The organism is Echinicola rosea (assembly GCF_005281475.1).
Classification (GTDB): Bacteria; Bacteroidota; Bacteroidia; order Cytophagales; family Cyclobacteriaceae; genus Echinicola; species Echinicola rosea.
In genome coordinates this window covers 4,201,119-4,220,947 of the sequence record NZ_CP040106.1, presented here as the reverse complement: position 1 = coordinate 4,220,947, position 19,829 = coordinate 4,201,119, and the positions used below count along the sequence as shown (strand labels likewise).

The window sequence follows — 19,829 nt, the reverse complement described above, 5'->3', positions numbered from 1 at the left end:
CGTATTGATTGCAACTCAAGAAAACCCGTCAAATTTCCCCGAAATTTTGAATTAATTGGTTTATTTTTAAATACATACAACGAAATAAACATGAAAAAGCTATTTGATTTATTTTCCGAATACTTTTATTATCTGGCTGGTCTTGTAATGGTTATATATTTCTGGCAGTTTTTCATTTTAGAAACGGCAAAATTTTACTATTACAATGTGGAAGGACTTATTTCTATCTTAGCCATTCTTTTTATTGTCAAACTAATGTTAAATAAAAGAAAGGAAAACCATAAAAAGACTTTATACCTATTAATTATTATAGTAATTCTTTATTCATTTACATTATCCTTTATTATTGATAGGGAGGATTTTATTAAAGAAAGAAAAACAAAAAATAAGACGGTTAGGTATAGTTAATTATTTCAATTTTTCTCTATTTGAACGCAAGAGGTGTATTTGTTTCTTTTGATGATTAACTCCAATCAATAGGTTAGATAACCAACACATTTTGAAATAGAATCGCGTCCAAAGGGTTTTACCTATTTTCCTCCGAATTTTTTTTAAGCAGTACTTCCTCCTTTTCCAATTTGAATCAATCTCTCCAATCTTGCCATCATCTCATTCTTTTCTTTCAGCATCCTTTCATAAAGGGCTATTTTCTCTTCATGAATTTGCATGATTTTTTCAACAGGATCAAAAACTGGGTGAAAATTCATTACAGAGGCATTTCCTTTAAAATCAGTACAGGTAAAAGTATTAGAAATAATATTCACCGCCTGTTCTTCATCAAAATTCTGAATGGCCTCTACCGGAATATGAAGGATTTCTGCTACCTGCTTTAGAATACTTTCTTCAATGTCCTCTTTTTGTTCTAGTAGACTGATTTTCTTTTGGGACCAGTCTTCTCCCAGTTCGTGGGCCAAAGCATCTTGTTTGATGCCCAGCATTTCTCTAAAGCGTTTGATATTTCGTCCCTGATGGATATTTCGTGAAGATGTATTTGTCATATGGCTTGGTTGCTAAAAAACTAAAACACAAGTTAAGGAAAATGGGGGATATTGGAAAGGGGAAAAGTAAGAATCACATGGTATGAAGATAATAGCCTAAAAACACGAAAATGGCTTATGAGAAATCTTGCTTTCCAAAGTATGATAGGAGCAATATTAAAATGAGGTAGTTCGGTAGTGGCACATCGTGAGCTCATTTTTTGTGATTGCAATTGACTGATAATTAAGTTGGTGATTGCAACTGATTATAAATCATAGAATAAATTATTCTGAATAGAATAGGGTAGAAGTACGAAAGACTAGATCTTAAGGATATGGAAAAAACACATTTCCCTAGTTGTTGGACCACTAACATAGTGACGGAATCAATAGATCTGCTACACGCTTGTATTAAACAAAACCTACTTTTATGACAGCTACAAAAGAATTATTTTCAAGCCCTACCAACTTGGAAGCCAGTAAAGCAAAACTCTGGGAGCTTTTCAAGCACTGGACCACTTCACCGTACAGATCAGCTGATAAACAGGAGGATAAGGATATGGTGGATTTTTATGAAAGCTTGTGTACATTTTTAGAAGAAAGGGTAATCACGGATGAAAAAGGGGCCGGACACGCAAATACAGTATATTCCCAAGATTTGGATGAATACTTTGTGCACTTGGTGATTGCTATAAAAATCATTTTGGGCCCTGATCGTATATACCTATTCGATTTGCCGGCACTAGATGAGAGCGAAGAAATTAATCGGAAAGAGGTTTATGTCCTGTTGCCCAGTGTTAATTCCCAGACCATGGAGACCTACAAAGGACTGTTGGGCTTCTTGGCATTGGGAAAAGATGAGTTGTGTATTCATCCCATCAACCGTTCATATCTTAAGCAGGAATTGATGGATGGAAACCTATTTTTCCATTATTACCTAAACGAGGATAGGTTGATCTATCAAAAAGACGGAAGTATGGAACTGCCAATAATGGAAAAGGAAGTCAAAGCTAGAGCCCTTGGTGAAGCCCGAGAGCGAATTTTGGCGGGATGGGAGATAGGGAATGCCTTTTGGGAACATGTACAGATCGAACGAAAAAAGAAAGATTGGACCCTATCGGTCTATTTTATCCATCAAGCGCTGGAACTTTGGCTTAGGTCATTGGTACACTGTTGGGAGAACTATGTAAAGAAGACCCATGAAATCAGGGTGCTGATCCGACAATGTTGGAAATACATTCCTGAGCTTGCCACAGTATTTCCCCAAGACAGCCCTGATGAAGTAAAACTACTCAAAACCCTCGAAGATGCCTATTGCAAAGCCCGTTATCAGATTACGTTTGTCGTAAAGGAAGAGATTGCCACCAAACTTTTCCATCGAGCCGAATGCATTCACAAACTGTGTAAAGCACATCACGAGAAAAGCCTACAGCCTATTTTTGAGCAGTTTTAGATCATTATCTACAGTTGTCTATTATCGTAAGTCTAATAACCATATTAAACTATTCCAATGATATCCACCGAAGAACTAATAGAAGAACTCATCCTCCAAGATCTCAAACACTGCCAGCTCCTATATGGTCTAAGAACGTTGGAACTTGGAGATGGAGATGCCCATTATTTGGGAATTCTAGAACTTATTGAAAAATTGATGGGCATAAGAGATGACCAACTATCCACCAAATTCTGCGAAATCTATATGAAGTTTATGCATCAAAGCACAGATTTTTCCATCACATTTTTAGGCCAAGAACTTCGTCCATTGGCTAGATCTTGTTATCTGGAATTAAAGGAGTTGTCGGAGAAATAGAAAGAAGAGTGATATTTTTGTTTTTCAAGTCATAGACCCTCCATCCGAAGGTCCCTTCCTTCAGATTTAAAAATATCGATAGAATTCAAAGAGCTGCTAGAATTGCCTATCTAAACGGGCGGAGTAACCAATTTTTGAATAGTTTACTGCTTCATCATTTTCTCGATCAACACGATGTGGATTGATTGACTTAATTTGAAAAACCACTATTGAACGACAGTCAAATCAAGCTTTAATCTTTGTGAGAGAGGTAGGATCTATTAGACAATTACGGGGCATATGGTGGATTGCCATACATTGAAAGCAAGTATGGAGCTGAAGTCATTAAAAAATTATGAACTATTGGAGCTGAAGCAAAAGGTAAAGGAACTTATTATGTTGCAGGCTCAAAATTAAGTGCACCAGCTCGAGATTTAAGTACACTACCTCAGAATTTAAGTGCACCAGTCCAGGATTTAAGTACACCACCTAGCATTAACAAGGAGCTAAATCAGAGAGAATAGGATCGGAAGGATATATGTGAGGAAAGAGCCGTGAAAGCTGCACATATCGCCAAAATATTGGGTAAAAGAGCAGTCGGCTGCTCACTAGATGACTAAATTACTATGAAAATTGAAAAAATCCCAGTTATCCAGTTTGTTTAGAAATAGAATATCAGATAAATAGTTGCTCAAATTCGCTTATAATCTGATAATGCCGCTAAATATGTTATTTTTAAATATTGTAAATTTATTTGTTGAAAAATGAAACACTTACTACTTCTTTCTACTATTTTAATTTTCTGCTTTTCCTGCACCGACAAAGAGGCGCCTTTGCTGTCAAAAATCAGGAGTTTGGAGGAAGAAATTAAATCGTTAAGAGAGCAAAACAGAAAACTTGATAAAGAGAAATCTGAATTCATGCGCAACTTGGTTGAATGCCAAAAATCAACGGCAAGAATTACGAAAAATAATCAAGACAAAATAATCCGATTGAAAAGGCTAAATCCAAACCAAAAGAAAGTAATAAAATTGGTATTTGGAAAACACCAACGGAATATGGAGGAGGAAAGCTGATTCTCTCCAAAGAAAATGGGAAGTACTATAAAGAAGAGATATTTATGGACAACTCTTCATTCAAATCTGAGATGAATTATCAAGAAAAGAATGGTAATAGTGTATTCAGTACAAAAGAATCTAGCTCTTTTGACAAATGGATTATTCTAAAAGATGGCAAACTTGAGGTAAGAGATAATTTAGGCCTAATTTATACAGCAAGGCAAATTTCAAATTGAATTAAAAATCGGTTATTTTCTTCATTTAATTGGTAATTCTAGCAGCTGTCAGAAATACTATCAAAAAATACTAAAGCTATCTTTATGTTTGTTGCATAAAAAAATAAAATCGAGGGGAATTTTCAACTGATAAAAAATTACCACACTCGCTGTAATGAAAATGTACATTTTCATCCTCAAATTTCAAAGCACACTCCAAAAGATCTGCATCATCGTCAAAGGCTTGAAGTATTTCTCTATTATCATCTATTTTATCACTTCTGGAATGGAGAATTTGAATTTCTTGACGCACTAGATGTTTCATTTTTTAATTGAAATTGGGTTTTTAGAAAAGGATTTATCTAATCTACGGAAATTGTTCAAGAAAGTTAAAAGATATATGGGTTGAATGATAAGGCGTGGAGAATAAAAAATATTATCTTCATAGAGGAACAAAATAAACCAAGATGAGTGAGCAAATAGAAAACTTTGAATACGTTCAAATGAGCTGTTATCTATATTCAACCTCCCTAACTGAAATAGGATACCTATATAAATCAAGGCCTGAAAAGGAAAGAGATATAATTTCCATGCGACCATTTCAATTTTATATGATCTCCCTTACCTATATGATGACGATGGAACTAATGAAATTATTAGAGCCGGATACAAAGGAAACCAAAGGAAAAAAATGGGAAAACCATGAAGACACGAACTTTGCTAGTTTATCGAAGCTAAACAGAACAGCCAGTAAAAGCGTTGGGAGGGATTTTAATGGTCGATATGAGGAAAATAAAAAAATACTGGCGGAAATACGAGCGGGGAAATTTTATGAAATGGCAAAGGAAAAAAGAGACAGGAAATTAGCCCACACAGATAGAAGGAATGGAAATCCATATGGTATCAGGCTTTATACACCAGAGGAAATTGAAGAGGCAAAAATTATCCGGGATAAAATAAAATCGGTTCTTGATAGCTGTACAAACGGGTATGGGGATTACCAATTTATATTTGATCATGAAGATAATAGGACGGATAATTTTATAATATCCACTGCTAGGGAGAATGAATTTTTTCATAAAAATATTATGCAGGCTTTGAATGAGGGGTTTTTATTTAACCAAGGTAATAATGGATAAAGGAAAAGCGCTGGGAGTAGTGGCAGCCTGAGCCCGTAGGGAAAGTCCCACCAGAATAATAGCTAAGGCAAACATTCCTGTTGGATTGATTTATATACGAATGAGTTGCATATTATTGGTTTAACCGCTACATTTGATCGTCTAAGTTATTGGACTAATAACTTAGAAAAAAACCCTTACTACTGTGAATAGCAAGGGGTACTAATTACTACCTTCTCGAGTGAGAAGTCAAAATGGACTACTCTTACAGAGAGTTAGGCCAAAACATAGGACACCGGAGTTTATCCAGCTCGAGTAGGTTCTTCCAAATGCTCAATGTCAATCGAGCGACTGTAAGAACCAAGATAATTTTAATTATCATATTCTTCTTTAAAATGTTGCATACGATGCAAAAAAAGAATGGTCATAGCTTGCCGGCGGGTCATTCTTTTTTTGTATGTACCTGAACCACTCAGGAGGGCCGCACACTTATCCCTATATTTCTGCACAAATTAATTTTTTCAAATCAGAAATGCTACCTTATTGAGGGTGTCATGGCCAATATGTTCGTTTCCCTTATAACACTTACCAGTATAGGAAAACCGAATACCCTCTGTACGTTAAAATTAATCAAGAGCACAGTATATATTTCCCGTTTCACCAAAGATCAGTATCGATTTATATTTAAAAAAGAAAAAATCTTATCTAATTATTAGTTCCGTTATAATTCATTTGCTTCGAATAGGGGTACACTGGGCAAAGGAACGCCCCAGTACAAGCGTGGGAAAAGCTCCAATCATAACTACAATCCCAAAATTGCTATCAAAAGAACAAAATATATCGTGAGTTGATAATCTCGGCATTATAAGATGCTATGGTTTTTGAATTAGTCAGCATTAACTAAATTCTGTTAATAGCACATTATTTTCTATTTTTGAGTATTAAAAAAAATATAATTTTATGAAATTACTATCTATAACTATTGCTTTCTTTTTATTTACAAAGCTATCCTTTGCCCAGGATTTTGATAAAATATTTAATTCACTCAATCTCGACCCATCTATATACAAGGTTGAAAAGGATGAAATTAAAACATATATAAACATTCTTGGTGACACAATTACCGAATATGAAAGTAAAGTTAAAGGAAAAGTATTTAATAAAATTAGAATAAGTTTTGACCATGATAAAGAAGAAATGCAGTATATAGCCTTGGAATTTGCAAATGAGAAAAAGGCTTTTTCGCAATATTTAGAATTTGAGGAGGATTTAAAAAGTGTACTAGGTGAACCCTATTATTCGAGAAAGAAAATAGATAATGAGAATTACTATTTTTGGGATGGCAATACCTTTGTTGACGTTATAAGATTAAAAAATGAATCATTAAAGTATTTACCTTCACCACCAGAAATATTAATTAGGAATACCTCCTATGAAATACAAGAAGAGTACAATGAATTTGATAAGTATTCAGTATTAAGAGTGGAATCTTATTTACCTGGAATTGAGATTGATGATACTTGGTTTCACTTAAATTTTAAAGCGATTATAACACAAGAAAAAAGATTTCTAGTGGGTATAATAAATTGTTCAAGTGATAACTGGAGATTTATGGAGGTGATTCAGTTCATGACACCAGATGGAGAAGTTTATGAGTATGATTTAAATGCAAATAGGGATGTCTTTTCAGGGGGGACTATAGCTGAAGCTGGAAACTTTATTATTGAAAAAGAAATATTAGAAAAAGCGAATTCTTATAAAGATTTAAGAATCAGGATAAAAGGCAAGTATAGTTATAAAATACCATTTTTAAGACCAGCCTACAAAGATATGATGGTATTGGGTGAAGAGGTATACAATATGAAATAGCTAAATGCTATCAAAAAAGAAATAAATAGTCTCCCAATGAAACGAAAGTGTTAAAAATTAATAGAAGCGAAAGAAAAATTGGAGGCAGTATTTGGAAAACTGTTGAGTCATTAGACTCTGCCCTACGCATTAATAGGTAAATAGATATTATATACCTCAACTATGTTTAGATTTATCAACAGAATCATCAATAGGCAGTACTATGATGATTTTATTAAAAAACTGGATAAACAATCGGGAATACCTCAAAGTGCTTCGGACTGGAGAGTTAGAGCAATCACGTGTGAAGTAATTATCAAAAAACTAGATAACGATAAAAGAAAAATAATAGCTCTTCATAGAATAAAGCAGGAGAGCGAAGAGATGGCAAATCAAATTGAATCACAGAAGAAAAGTGAATATTTGTCTGGATTCTCAGGTATAGAAGGATGCGAAAAGTATATTCAAGTTGGTGGAAGGGATTTCGCCCAAGAGATCTGGTTTTACAAAGATAAGAGCAAAATTACTGTGATAACCGATAATGGTTCGGTTGATTATAATATGATTGCCAATCCAGGGAAATGGTACCAACATAACCTTGAAGGGGTCAATTATGGAATAACATTAGGCACAAAATCACCTGAAAAAATTTTGATCAGCATTAATGATGGCAAAGAATATGATTCGTTCACTATAGATCTGGTGCCCAAATCTTAGTTTGATATAGACGATAGAGTTATAAAAAGTACTAATATCAATAGCTCTTTTGGTGGGCGGAAAGGTTGAACATGAATACCATATTGAACGAATTGACGCTGGGAATGGGATAATATCACAGATTTATTGCGAATTAAGGTATTGGCCGTTATGATAAAGATTTCAGACTGTATTCTTCAGTATGCATACGGATGGACAAGGACAAAGATGCAGGAAGGCAATATTGATGAATGACTTGGTACCCCAATAAAAAAACTGGCCGAAAGCCGTGAAATATCAGGACTAGCAGCTTATGAGAAAAAGTAACGAAGTATCGAATAGCCAAGGCAGTACCGATCCGCTATTTGGGGAGATCAAGCAGCTGATCGATCAAAGCCGTAGGCAAGTAGCTCACACCGTAAATGCAGCAATAAGTCTGCTTTACTGGAAGGTAGGCAAGCGACTTCATGAAGAAGTCCTGCATCATCAACGGGCGGAATACGGGAAAGAAATCATCAACTCATTGTCCGTACAGCTAGAACAAGAGTACGGAAAGGGATGGAGCAAGCGTCAGATTCATTATTGCCTGCGTTTTGCCGAGGCTTTTCCAGACGCAGAAATTGTGCACACACTGTGTTCACAATTGACCTGGTCACACATCCGGCTGATCATTCCTATGGACAGCGAGGTAAAGCGCATGTTTTATGTAGAAATCTGCAAACTGGAAAAATGGAGCGTGCGCAGCCTTCAGGAGAAGATCGACTCCATGCTGTATGAACGCACGGCAATCAGCAAGAAACCGGAAGAAACCATCAAAACCACCTTAGGGGAATTAAAAAATCAGGATTCCGTCAATCCGGATTTGATATTCAGAGATCCGTATTTTCTGGATTTTTTGGGATTGAGTGACACTTACTCCGAAAAAGACCTGGAAGATTCAATTCTGAATGAACTCCAAAAATTCATCGGAGAACTGGGCTCTGATTTTGCGTTTTTGGCTCGGCAAAAGAGAATCGGAATAGATCAAGTGGATTATTATATCGACCTGCTCTTTTACCATCGCAGGCTAAAAAGCCTTGTGGCCATTGATCTAAAACTAGGCCACTTCAAGGCAGAGTACAAAGGACAAATGGAGCTGTACCTTCGCTGGCTGGAAAAACATGAAACGGTAGAAGGGGAAAACCCACCGATAGGCCTGATCCTCTGTGCCTCCAAAAATCAGGAACATATCGAGCTGCTGCAACTGGACAAAGGAAATATCAAAGTGGCCGAATACCTGGTGCACCTGCCACCGATGAAAGTCCTGGAGCAAAAGCTGCACAGGGCCATGGAAATCGCCCAGAACAAACTGAATAAAGAAGATGAGTGATAGCTTGATTAATTCTGTGGAAAACAAAACTGATGCCGGAGATACGCTTTCCTGAATTTGAAAAGAGGAGATTGAGCAAAAGGGCTACAATCTTAATATTTCCAGATATGTAAGTACGGCTGAAGAAGAAGAGTAGATTGACTTAAAAGCAGTCCACGCCAAATTGGTCCAGCTGGACAAGAAAATAGAGGCAGCACAAAAGACACGTAATGAATTAGTTCTTCCTGAATCTTTAACTAGCACAAGAGGTTAATCTAATAATCAATATTCAGTAGTCACAACTTAATTCTTACCCTACTGGGGGGACTATTAAACCAAGTACTTTATACGCAATAACAAGCCAATGTAACCCTGTTTTTGGTATAAAATAACCTACAACCGCTCAAAGACTGCCATCCAACTAATTTTTTAAATCGAAAAAAAATTCTAATTTAATGCATCATTAACTTTTAAGTTTTTGAATATGCTACTACTCTCTATTGCTAAAAAACCGTTTTGGCATCGCCATGATGCTTTTTGGGAAAGGTATTTTCATTCTGCTCCTCCCTATATCTATATCCAGTATCATTCGACAGCTGCTCGGTGGAGTAAGAAAACACCAGTAGATCAAAGGTATTTTTCAATTAGAAAACCTGTCAAATCCCCTTTCCTGGAAAAAGCTAAATTCCGATATACTATCACAACCAAGCGGTCTTCCGAAAAAAATAAGGCAGTTGTCACTTATACGCTCAGGCCTTTCCTTATGACTCAATCAATTGAGGGAAGGACCAATCCTTGTTTTAATAGGAAGTCGTTAAGCCACAAAAAGAAATCGGACTACCGAGGTCAATATGTATAAGCGTCAAAGAACATACAAAAAATCAAATGTTTCCTTGATGATCATTGAACGTAAATAAACACGACTAGACGTGCACATATATATCAAGTGGTGAAAAACATGTATACTTTGGGTGTATCTATAAACTAGTTAGGGCTCATTCAAAAAACACCGATCTGCACCAATGAAGTACTATGAGTAACAATAAATCACATACCGAAAAAACTGCTGCAGAATCAAAATCAATTGGTTTTGATTACCAATATTATTTCTTCCTGTGGAGGGTTTTATTGCTACAGCCGAATGAATCTGTTGGATTGGAAGTTAAAGATGATGTGCACACTGAATTGGGTAATAATCATCAAATCCTATATCAGTTAAAGCACACCATTAAGAAAAATACTAAAGGGTCTTCGACAAATCTGACTACTTCAGATTTAGACATGTGGAAAACATTCTCTAACTGGTCGAAAGTTATAAGTGATACAAAAGATGGCAGAGGTACAACACAAGCTCAGCTTAACTTAATTGAAAAGACAAGCTTTGTTTTAGCAAGTAATAAATCTTCTAATAAATCAAATAATGTTGTTACCATAATTAATCAACTTCAAAGTGGAACAAAGAATGAAAATAATGTCCGTACCTATTTCCAATCTTTGGAAAAAAGCACTAACAACCCAGGTTTAAAAGGTTACATCAAAGATGTATTAGATCTGGACCAACGCGTTTTAAAACAATTTTTACTGAACACTTTTTTCCATTTAGATGATGATGATATCATTATCAAATGTAAAGATGCTATAAAGGGGAAAATGATTCCTCAAGAAAAAATTGACAAAGCATTTAAAACTATAGATTCAAGCCTCAGATCAGACAACTTCCTAAAAGTTAAAGAGGGTGTTAAAATTGAAATTACGTTTAATGAATTGTATAAGAGATATAGACGACTATTCGACATGTATCGAAATGGATTTTTGGATATTCAAGAATACAAAGGAGTACTTCCTGACAATTTGGAAAAACAGGTTTTCATAAAACAATTATTGGAAGTTGGTTTTGTACAAAGTGGTGACTTTGAACACATAATCAAGTTAACTACATATAAACTTAAACTCTTGACCAATCTTAATGATTGGAAGCTCGAAGGCAATGTGACAGATTTAGAATTGGAGCGTTTTAAAAGCAATGCTATCAATTTATGGGATACTGAATTTCGCATGCAGCATGTCGGAAACATTGCAGAAGAAGAGTACAATAAGAAGGGTATTGAAGTTCTTCGAACTGTCTTAAAAGAAAAACTTAAACTGGCGGGGCAAGATCTTGAAGTTGATTTATGTAACGGGAAGTTTTATTCACTCTCAGACGAACCAGTAATTGGTTGGAGAAATGACTGGGAAAAGCATAAAAAATGAAAGTAGACTATAACAATATTGGCGTGGGCGTCACAGCCATAGGTGCAGTACTTAGTAATAGCGATGATTTATCCATAGCTAAGGCAACTTTAATAATGCCTTTAATCACTCATACTGAGAGTTTGTATTACTTAGCTAGAACGACTACTAAAGTACAAAGTATTGAAAAATTAATATCTGAGAAAACGAGCTTTTTTTCTAACTTCAATGCTAGATATTATGATGCATTAACTCTTTCATTTTCATCAATCCAATACTTAACTGAAATGGGTTATGCGCGGCATGATGAAGGCGTTCTATTAAAGACAAAGTCATTAGAATATGATACAAAAATGGGGACTAGAGCGAAAAAGATATTCCAAGCTTCCAATAATGTTTCAGCATTACTTTCAGGAAGCGATAAAAACCTATTTTTAAACTTAAGAGTTCAACTATGAATTTTCATATAAATAAAATCGTCTTGTGGCTCAAGAATGGTAAAATCAGAGAGGTTAATTTCGAACCAAACAAAGTCAATATAATAACAGGTGGGAGCCATACTGGAAAAAGTGCGATTCTTGAAATTATAGATTACTGTTTCTTTTCAAGCAAGTCTCGGATTTCAGAAAGTATGATAAACGAAAATGTTTTGTGGTACGGCATAAACATTTCTGTGAATGATAAAACTTATACTATAGCACGCAAAGCACTTATTGAAGGCAAAGTTTCTGACAATTATTATTTTTCTTCTTTCGGTGAGATACCACCTAAATTAGATTCAAATAACACATCAAGCGCCATAAAAGCTATTTTAGAAACTGAATTCAACATAGATAGAGACGCGAAATTCCCAATTAGTTTTGGCAGTAATTATATAAAGGCAGGCACTAAGGTTTCACTTCGGTACTTTTTAATGTTTAATACGATATCTGGTAATATTATTGAAAATGATGAAGGTGTGTTTTTTGACAAACAAAATGAGCTTAGATATAAAGAGGCACTTCCTCGCATCTTCGATCTTGCCCTAGGTATAGAAACCGTTGAAAATATTCTTAAAAGCGAGAAAAAAGCCGACCTAGAAAAACAATTAGCCAAGTTTATTAGAAAGAACAAAGCGACAACATCAAAAGCTACAGACTTTAATCAAGAGCGTGTCGAAGTTTTACGAAAAGCCAAAGAATATAACGTTATAAGGGATAATGCTAAAACTGATGAGGTAATAGTTGAGATCAATAAAGCAATTGAGGGATTTGAAGCCGAATCAACACCAGGTTCAGAAAGAGAAAAATTGGAATCATCTTTTTATTCACTGCAAAGAAAAATCCGAAACCTAAAAAGATTTTCCTCTGAGTACAATAGGTACAAAAGTTCTATTAAGAATCTCAGTGACAGTCTTAAGCCGATTGAGTTTCTACGAGAAAAAGATTCTGAAATTTTAAAAACCTCCATTTTTGAACAGCTTGTAACTTCTTACACTAAGGACTTAACAACTATTCGCCAGGCATATCGAACAAATACTCCTATTGACAGACAGGTTAACGATAACGTTAAGGATTTAGAATCAGAACTCGAAATAATAAAATCTAAATTAGATCTACTTCCTAAAGACAATAGAAGCTTTAATAGTGAAAAAGAAAAGTATTTCTTCTTAGGTCAAATGAAATCAAAACTTGAAATATTTTCAACAGACTCTTCATCTGTCAAAACATCATATGATGAAGAAATTAAAGCTTTAGAAGAGGAAATAGAGCGGTTGATAATTGTAAATACTGAAGAAAAAAGGGAGTTAACAATTAAGTTGGCTGAAGAAATTATAAGTGAGTACATACTGGAGTCCGATAAATCACTAGCAAATTACTCAACCTACCAACCTGTATTTGACTATAAAAACAAAACATTGCTGTTACGGAAGCCAAAGACCTCCTACATAGAAAATGTTGGTAGCAGTTCTAATCATATGTTTCTTCACTTGTTTTTCTCACTTGCAATGCATGAAGTTATATTTCAAAACCAGTCACCATTTGTTGCTCCATTCCTAATCATAGACCAGCCCAGTAGGCCATATTACGGTACGAACGGTAAGAGAAAGACGGATGACCCTGATAGCGATGACTACAAAATCAAAAAAGCTTTTGAGTTACTGGATAGATTTATAAGTACAAGAATGAGTAATAATGGAAATTTTCAGATGATTGTTTTAGAGCATATTCCTATTGACACGGTGTCTGGTTTAAAAAACATAAATATCGTTGAAGTATTCCATGACGGTAATGCATTGATTCCAAAATCATATCTTGAATAAGAACAAGCCCTAACAATCTGTTCCATGGCACCCTTCGGGATGCTACGACACCATACACGGAACGTTGTAAAGCATTAGAAAAGAAGGAAATAAGAATAAATGAAATTTAAAATACTTAGAGAGAAAGATTTTGGCAAGGGAAAGTATTGGCTACTTGCTGAGCTTAACCTGCTAGAATATGTAGAATCTCTTGTCGATGACAATTTCAATTTTGAGGTCCAAAGAAAAATTGTAAAAAACAGATATTTAGATGGCTTGCTTTTTACAATCGAACTTGGAGAACCATTACCAAATATCACTCTTGCTTACCATGAGCCTCTTTCAAAAATAGAGAAGTCTAGTCATGTAAATCTGACTGACAACAAATTAGATATTCTTGATGGTCTCCAACGAACTTATAGACTTTGGGCATTTTGGAAAATATATACCAAAATTAAAACAGAGAGATACGAAAACTTAAAGGATACTATTTTAGGAATCAAATCATTCTATCCTCAGTTCTTTGAAAACGGAATTGTTGATTCCAAATTCTTTAAATCTAACTTTCCAGAAGGGAAAACTGTTATTGATTTTGAAGAAAAATATTCGTCCTATACTTTATACTTTACTATCTGGTCTAATCTTTCTGAACCTGAATTAGTAAAGAAGATGTTAGTTCTAAATGCTGGTCATAAGGCTGTATCAACACAACATCAGTTTGAGATTTTATTTTTGAATTTATGGAAATCCTTAAATGGTAAGCTCACTGACATAAGAGTAGTTCGAGAGAAAGAACAAGATTTTAACTCAATTAAAAGAGGGGAAAGAAAACCGGGTGAGTATTTGTTTTCTTCGATAATTACTTCTCTAATGTCATTAGTTCTTGCTAAGCCCCAAAGAATAAGCAGTGACATAATATATCGTTATGATCTAATTAATGAGAATGATGAAGGAATTTCACTTCAGTATACTGAAATAATTTTCAATAGTGAATTTATTAAAAAATTACTTGAAAAGTTGTATGCTATAGACACTGAGATAAACCGCACGTATGGTAAAGAGGGAGTCTCATGGTTTGGTAAAGATACCACGTTGAATGGGATATTTGCGGGTGTTGGGGTTCATCTAAATTTAAATTCATCTAATGAAGATGGTGATATAGAAAATAAAATACTTGAATCCTTTGAGGAGTTAAAATCAACCTTACCCACTGAATTAAATCTTGCAAAGTTTAATGCTGAATACGACAGCCTCAGTGGGAGATCTGTAAATATTGGAAATCTTATACGTACAGTCATTATGAATTATACGATTCATAAACTTAAAAAGGGAAGCCCGAATTGGATGTCATTGTTTAATCACGAAATGAAAAAATAATGAGTATTGAACAATGTGCAAAAGACTTTTTAAAAAGGCTAGCTGTAAAATTGGAAGTTTTTGATGCGGACTTGGAACTGTCTTATGAAACAGACATTTTAAGCGTATTAATTAATAATGTTAGAACTAAAGCACCTGCAAACAATGTCGTCACTTCTATTATTAACAGTGTTGAAGGTTTAACGCTAGACGTTTCAATCAATTTGAATGATAACATTTCCACTTATATATCTTTAAATAGTGTTGAGATATCGTACTTGTCTAAAAAAAAAGAAACAAAATTTCGGATTCGGAACTTTGTACTATCTTCTCCAATCGGTGCAATTATACCAATCAAGTATATTGAAAACGACTCCATATATAAAATACCACAAATTGAAAAGGATTCCATAGAGAGAAAATTACGAGAGGTCATTCTGTATTATGGCAGCAGTACTATTACTCAAGAAGAATTTTCCGTTTTCTTTCGTAAAGTTCTCTCTGGAGCTAAAAACACTGTTATTGCAGTATTCAATTCAACTAATAAAGATTTTGTCAAACTTTATTCAAAAAGCTATTTTCTTTATTTATTGAAAGGATATAAAACACTTTTTCCTTCAGATGTAATTCATGATTATAGAATGGACTTATCTTTAATATCATCAGTCAACTCATCAACAAATGATTTTACTCAATTTTTTGAAGTTTATGATGTAATAGATGAATATCATCACGCAAATGATATACTTGTCAAGTATTTGAAATTATATCAGGTAATAGAGTACTTGATTACCAGAACTCTTTTAGTGAAAATTCAAGTCAATAGTTCAAATCAAAATCTCTTTCTAAGAGAAATGACCAGCTTGGCTAAATATGATGACTTTGATAAATCAAACTTCAAAACTGTTTTTAAAACCAATGAAACTGATTTAGGTAATTGGTTTAAGGGTAAATTATCTAGTAATGCTACCTTGAAATCTACGGTTGAGGACATGCTATATCCAAATGAATCTAAAACCATTGATACAAACAACATAAATGCTTCCTATAATGCACTACTAACCCTAATTTATAAGCTACGAAATACAGTGGTACACAATAAAGAAAGTGAAATTCACCTAACCATTCATAATATTAAACTTCGGCCAGAACTATTGAAACTAATCAAAGATCTTATGTTAAAACTTGAATTAATCTTGTTTAAAAAAGTAGTTGATTTTGAAGAAGTAATCACATATAAAAATAAGAACTTAGCTCTGTATTAGAATATGAGAAAAGCCCAGTGCATATCAGCAATAATGAGGCTAAAACAACACCCTGAAAAACTGAAACAAATTGAAAAATACACCACTAAACTATGAACTCAGATTAATTGCATTTATCGATATTCTTGGATTTAAGGAAATAGTAAAACAATCTGAAATAGACTCTTCGAAAATCGAGTTAATTTATTCTGTTCTTGAGTATTTAAAAGATTGGGAAAAGTCAGAGAAGTGGGACTTGAAATTTGTAGAAATTGAAGAGAGTGCGCAGTATAAGGATTTAAGCAATTTTGACCTGCGTGGGAAAACAAATACCACATCATTTTCTGACAGTATCGTAGTTTCAATTCAAGTTGACCAAAACATAAATGAAATGGCTTCAACTTTAATTGTTAATCTAGCCTATATTGGAACTGTACTTTTAGAAAAAGGTATTTTATTTCGCGGTGGTCTGACACTTGGAAATATAATTCATATTGACAATGGAACAGTATTCGGACAAGGATTAATTGACGCATTTATGCTCGAAACAAGAAGTGCTAAATATCCAAGGATCGTACTGTCAGACAAATTATTGAAAGAGTTGAACTACCCGCTTGAACGAAAGAGAAACAGGTACCCATACCACCAGTATTTAGATAGATTTGATGATGGTTGTGTAGGTTTTCATCAATTAATTTACTACCAAGTAATCGAAAGTTGGACAGAAATGACACCTGAGTTATTAACCGAACCAATAAGTAAAGTTCGTAAAGTTATCATTAACGGACTTGATTCAAGTTTTGAAAAGCCAGAAGTTTTTGAAAAATTCAAGTGGCTTAAAGAACAATACAACAAATTACTAATTCTTAGTGACTTTGATTTCGAAACAAAAACAGAAGAACATATAAAACAGAAGATAAGGGAACTGAATGAAGGGATTTCAGGACAAAATATACACTACTCTTATACGGACAAATTATTTGAAAATCGAAGCAAGGACAAGAAATAAAAGAAGCAGTGCATAAAAAAAAGCCAAGTAGTAGTAAACAACAATTCGGCTTACTAAAATAGGTCACTTTTAAAAGGGCGAAATTACAGGAGAAATTATAGACGAGATTATTCACAATAAATTAAGCGGCATTGTACAACTATAGTACAACTTTAATTGCATTAAATACCAGGTATTCAACTATTTAATATATACTGTATCGGTAAATAAATGCAGAAAATAAATCTAAATAAATACTAAAATACGAAATTAAAAGGGTGTAAAATTAAATATTACATCTTTTTTTATTTGTTTTTGTTTCCGGTTTTTTGATACTTTTGTATCGTATTCATTGCGTATTTGTACCGCATAATCAGGTGATTGACCCATTATACAAAATGGGGGAGATTATGATACATACTGATACATGCCAATACATTATTATACATAATTGTATTATGAGATACAGGAAAATACTACGAAAGTAAAATTTGGATATGAGCTCGAAAATTAGAATTCAACGAATATGCTACCAGTGTGGAAGAGAGTTTACTGCCAAGACTACAGTTACCAAGTATTGTGGAGATATATGTGCAAAAAAGGCCTATAAAAAACGGAAAAAGGATGAAAAGATCCAACAATCCAATATTGAAGCTATAAAACAATCTCAGCTGCCAATAAAGAAGCTTGAAGAGAAGAGTTTTCTTAGTATAAATGATACTTGTAAACTTCTTGGAATCAGTAGAATGTCGCTTTATAGATTGATAAAGTCAGGTGTGGTCCCAGCCAAAAAGCTGGGTAGAAGAACCATTATTTACAGGAAAAATCTGGACTTAATTTTCAATAATAATTGCAATGAAAGTACATCTCAGAAAAAGGAAGATCAGTAAGGGCAAGGTAAGTCTATACCTGGACTTTTACCCGCCTATAAAAAACCCAAAAACGCTTAAAAAGACAAGGAGGGAATCCCTGAAAATGTATTTGATCGAAAGGCCAAAGAATGTTTTGGAAAGGCAACATAACAAGGAAACAATGATGCAGGCAGAAGCCATTCAGGCATCCCGTCAATTGGATGTGCATGCACAGCGTTTTGAATTCCTCAACAGTGGCCTGGAAGAAATGGACCTCTTGGAATTTTTTAAAAAGATGGTGCGAAATAAATGGACCAGTGACAGCACCCATGCAAACTGGCAAGCGGCCTTTAAATATTTCAAGCTTTATACCAACGGTACCTGTAGTAACAGGGACATTGACCGGGCATTCTGTGAGGATTATAAGTATTATCTGAACAACTGTACCAGCCTAAAAAGCAGGACCAGGAAATTGTCCACAAATAGTAAGGCATCCTATTATGGGAAATTTATGTTGGTTTTGGAAGAGGCGTACAAAAGGGATTACCTAACCGAAAACTTTCGATTAAAGGTAGATGGACTGAAACAGGAAGAATCGGTCAGGGAATATTTGACCCTTGAGGAACTCAACAAGACACCTTGTGAGGTTCCCAAACTTCGAGAGGCTTCCATTTTTTCAGCACTTACGGGACTTAGGTGGAGCGATCTAATTGATTTGACCTGGAGTCAGTTCCACTTTTCTCAGGTTACTGGTTATTATATTAACATCAGACATGCTAAAACCAATAGATCCCAAACATTGAATATATCAAGACAGGCCATCGAAATAATCAAGCCGTTGATCATTGACCCTGAGTCAAGGATCTTTGATGGACTGAAATATTCGATGTGGACCAATAGTAAACTATCGGACTGGATAATGAGGGCAGGCATCACAAAGAAAATTACCTTTCATTGTTTCAGACATACCTTTGCTACGCTGCAATTGTCCTTAGGTACGGATATCTATACGGCATCAAAATTACTTAACCACAGAAACGTCAAGACCACTCAAATTTATGCAAAGGTAGTCGATGAACGTAAACGTGAGGCTGTCGAGCGTATTCCTGACCTGGGAATATGAACCAGCTTAAATTTTTGGTGCTACTTATTTTTGGAGGATGAAACTACCCAATGCTTTGACACGATGGTCTTTTAACCACTCTACCAAATCTTTCTTGAAAAAGACGATGACTTTTCCTGTTTTGCAAAAGGGAATTTCATTCAATGATGTCTTTTTGTAAAGGGTCGATTTGGTAAGCTTTAAAAACTTGGCTGCCTCATCAATCGACATGACCTCGCTGCCATATTCAGAATGCGTTTGATCCACTAGCTGGTCTATCTTTCTATTCAAGGCATCCAGTTGCCTGGCCATTTCTTTAAAGGATTGTAGGTTGAATTCCATGTTTTGAATTTAGTTTAGCCATATTAACCAATGATTAATATTAGTTTTTTATTCATTTTGAAATTCACCAGTACAACCGTAGTAGGGTCAAAAAAATGTCAGAACTAAAATTTATTGGGGAGTGGCGGGATTATCACCTTTATCTTCAATCGATTGATTTTTAATTATTTATACCAATTTCGAAAAGTAGGGTCACCGAATAGGTCCCAATAAATTTGAGGTGTTTTTATGCTATTTGGTGATACTAATATAAGAAAAACAATTGCCTTATCAATAAAGCTATTGTTTATGGTTTAATCCTTTTGAGAAATAGGAGATCATTAGTCACTATTGTAATATCATCTGGTTTTTTCATTGAAGTACAGGAAATCAGTGATAAAAGAGGTC

General features: G+C 34.5%; 19 protein-coding genes. 15 read left to right on the top strand and 4 right to left on the bottom strand.

The window, feature by feature from the left end; all coding sequences use genetic code 11:
* Positions 1-90 precede the first annotated feature (90 nt).
* Entirely contained in the window at positions 91-408 is a 318-nt protein-coding gene (locus FDP09_RS16520; RefSeq protein WP_137403721.1) for a hypothetical protein, read from the top strand.
* A gap of 143 nt (positions 409-551) precedes the next feature.
* Here the strand turns inward: FDP09_RS16520 and FDP09_RS16515 are convergent, their stop codons facing one another.
* Positions 552-998, bottom strand: a complete 447-nt coding sequence (locus tag FDP09_RS16515) for a helix-turn-helix transcriptional regulator (RefSeq protein WP_137403720.1) — start codon at positions 996-998, stop codon at positions 552-554.
* Between the two features lie 409 nt (positions 999-1,407).
* Here FDP09_RS16515 and FDP09_RS16510 point away from each other — a divergent pair, with 409 nt between their 5' ends.
* Both FDP09_RS16510 and FDP09_RS16505 read left to right on the top strand, forming a co-directional pair.
* Positions 1,408-2,430, top strand: a complete 1,023-nt coding sequence (locus FDP09_RS16510) for a HEPN domain-containing protein (protein ID WP_137403719.1) — start codon at positions 1,408-1,410, stop codon at positions 2,428-2,430.
* Positions 2,431-2,487: 57 nt separating this feature from the next.
* A complete protein-coding gene (locus FDP09_RS16505) occupies positions 2,488-2,787 on the top strand; it encodes a hypothetical protein (protein WP_137403718.1) in 300 nt (99 codons plus the stop codon).
* A 1,355-nt stretch (positions 2,788-4,142) separates the two neighbouring features.
* Here FDP09_RS16505 and FDP09_RS16500 read toward each other — a convergent pair.
* Positions 4,143-4,364: a hypothetical protein gene (locus tag FDP09_RS16500; protein ID WP_137403717.1), complete on the bottom strand. Its 222-nt coding sequence runs from the start codon at positions 4,362-4,364 to the stop codon at positions 4,143-4,145.
* 142 nt (positions 4,365-4,506) lie between these two features.
* Here FDP09_RS16500 and FDP09_RS16495 point away from each other — a divergent pair, with 142 nt between their 5' ends.
* The 4 genes from FDP09_RS16495 (at position 4,507) to FDP09_RS16480 (ending at position 9,070) form a co-directional block, all read left to right on the top strand.
* Positions 4,507-5,178, top strand: a complete 672-nt coding sequence (locus FDP09_RS16495; RefSeq protein WP_137403716.1) for a hypothetical protein — start codon at positions 4,507-4,509, stop codon at positions 5,176-5,178.
* A gap of 939 nt (positions 5,179-6,117) precedes the next feature.
* Positions 6,118-7,026 (top strand): hypothetical protein, encoded by a 909-nt coding sequence (locus FDP09_RS16490; RefSeq protein WP_137403715.1) that lies wholly within the window; start codon positions 6,118-6,120, stop codon positions 7,024-7,026.
* A gap of 162 nt (positions 7,027-7,188) precedes the next feature.
* The gene (locus FDP09_RS16485; protein WP_137403714.1) at positions 7,189-7,722 is read left to right on the top strand and encodes a hypothetical protein; all 534 of its coding nucleotides are present in this window, start codon (positions 7,189-7,191) and stop codon (positions 7,720-7,722) included.
* A 292-nt stretch (positions 7,723-8,014) separates the two neighbouring features.
* Positions 8,015-9,070, top strand: coding sequence for a PDDEXK nuclease domain-containing protein (locus FDP09_RS16480; protein ID WP_137403713.1), 1,056 nt, complete (start codon positions 8,015-8,017; stop codon positions 9,068-9,070).
* A 482-nt stretch (positions 9,071-9,552) separates the two neighbouring features.
* On the opposite strand, the gene FDP09_RS23845 is transcribed toward FDP09_RS16480, so the two are convergent.
* On the bottom strand, positions 9,553-9,693 hold the full coding sequence (locus FDP09_RS23845) for a hypothetical protein (protein WP_187328700.1): 141 nt from the start codon (positions 9,691-9,693) through the stop codon (positions 9,553-9,555).
* A gap of 388 nt (positions 9,694-10,081) precedes the next feature.
* Between FDP09_RS23845 and FDP09_RS16475 the strand changes: the two genes are divergently transcribed.
* The 8 genes from FDP09_RS16475 to FDP09_RS16440 all read left to right on the top strand — a co-directional run bounded on the left by FDP09_RS16475 (position 10,082) and on the right by FDP09_RS16440 (position 19,121).
* Positions 10,082-11,299 carry a hypothetical protein gene (locus FDP09_RS16475; protein ID WP_137403712.1) on the top strand — a complete coding sequence of 406 codons (1,218 nt, stop codon included), beginning with the start codon at positions 10,082-10,084 and terminating at the stop codon, positions 11,297-11,299.
* The gene (locus FDP09_RS16470) at positions 11,296-11,736 is read left to right on the top strand and encodes a three component ABC system middle component (protein WP_137403711.1); all 441 of its coding nucleotides are present in this window, start codon (positions 11,296-11,298) and stop codon (positions 11,734-11,736) included. The genes FDP09_RS16475 and FDP09_RS16470 overlap by 4 nt, the downstream gene beginning before the upstream one ends.
* Complete coding sequence (locus tag FDP09_RS16465) at positions 11,733-13,580, top strand: DUF3732 domain-containing protein (RefSeq protein ID WP_137403710.1); 1,848 nt, start codon at positions 11,733-11,735, stop codon at positions 13,578-13,580. The genes FDP09_RS16470 and FDP09_RS16465 overlap by 4 nt, the downstream gene beginning before the upstream one ends.
* 99 nt (positions 13,581-13,679) lie before the next feature.
* Positions 13,680-14,936, top strand: coding sequence for a hypothetical protein (locus tag FDP09_RS16460; protein ID WP_137403709.1), 1,257 nt, complete (start codon positions 13,680-13,682; stop codon positions 14,934-14,936).
* Positions 14,936-16,180, top strand: a complete 1,245-nt coding sequence (locus tag FDP09_RS16455) for a hypothetical protein (RefSeq protein WP_137403708.1) — start codon at positions 14,936-14,938, stop codon at positions 16,178-16,180. Before FDP09_RS16460 ends, FDP09_RS16455 begins: the two co-directional genes overlap by 1 nt.
* Positions 16,181-16,250: 70 nt before the next feature.
* Positions 16,251-17,168, top strand: a complete 918-nt coding sequence (locus FDP09_RS16450; protein WP_137403707.1) for a hypothetical protein — start codon at positions 16,251-16,253, stop codon at positions 17,166-17,168.
* Between the two features lie 476 nt (positions 17,169-17,644).
* Entirely contained in the window at positions 17,645-18,037 is a 393-nt protein-coding gene (locus FDP09_RS16445; protein WP_137403706.1) for a helix-turn-helix transcriptional regulator, read from the top strand.
* Positions 18,003-19,121: a tyrosine-type recombinase/integrase gene (locus tag FDP09_RS16440; protein WP_137403705.1), complete on the top strand. Its 1,119-nt coding sequence runs from the start codon at positions 18,003-18,005 to the stop codon at positions 19,119-19,121. The genes FDP09_RS16445 and FDP09_RS16440 overlap by 35 nt, the downstream gene beginning before the upstream one ends.
* A gap of 24 nt (positions 19,122-19,145) precedes the next feature.
* Here the strand turns inward: FDP09_RS16440 and FDP09_RS16435 are convergent, their stop codons facing one another.
* Complete coding sequence (locus FDP09_RS16435; RefSeq protein WP_137403704.1) at positions 19,146-19,442, bottom strand: helix-turn-helix domain-containing protein; 297 nt, start codon at positions 19,440-19,442, stop codon at positions 19,146-19,148.
* Between the last annotated feature and the right edge of the window lie 387 nt (positions 19,443-19,829).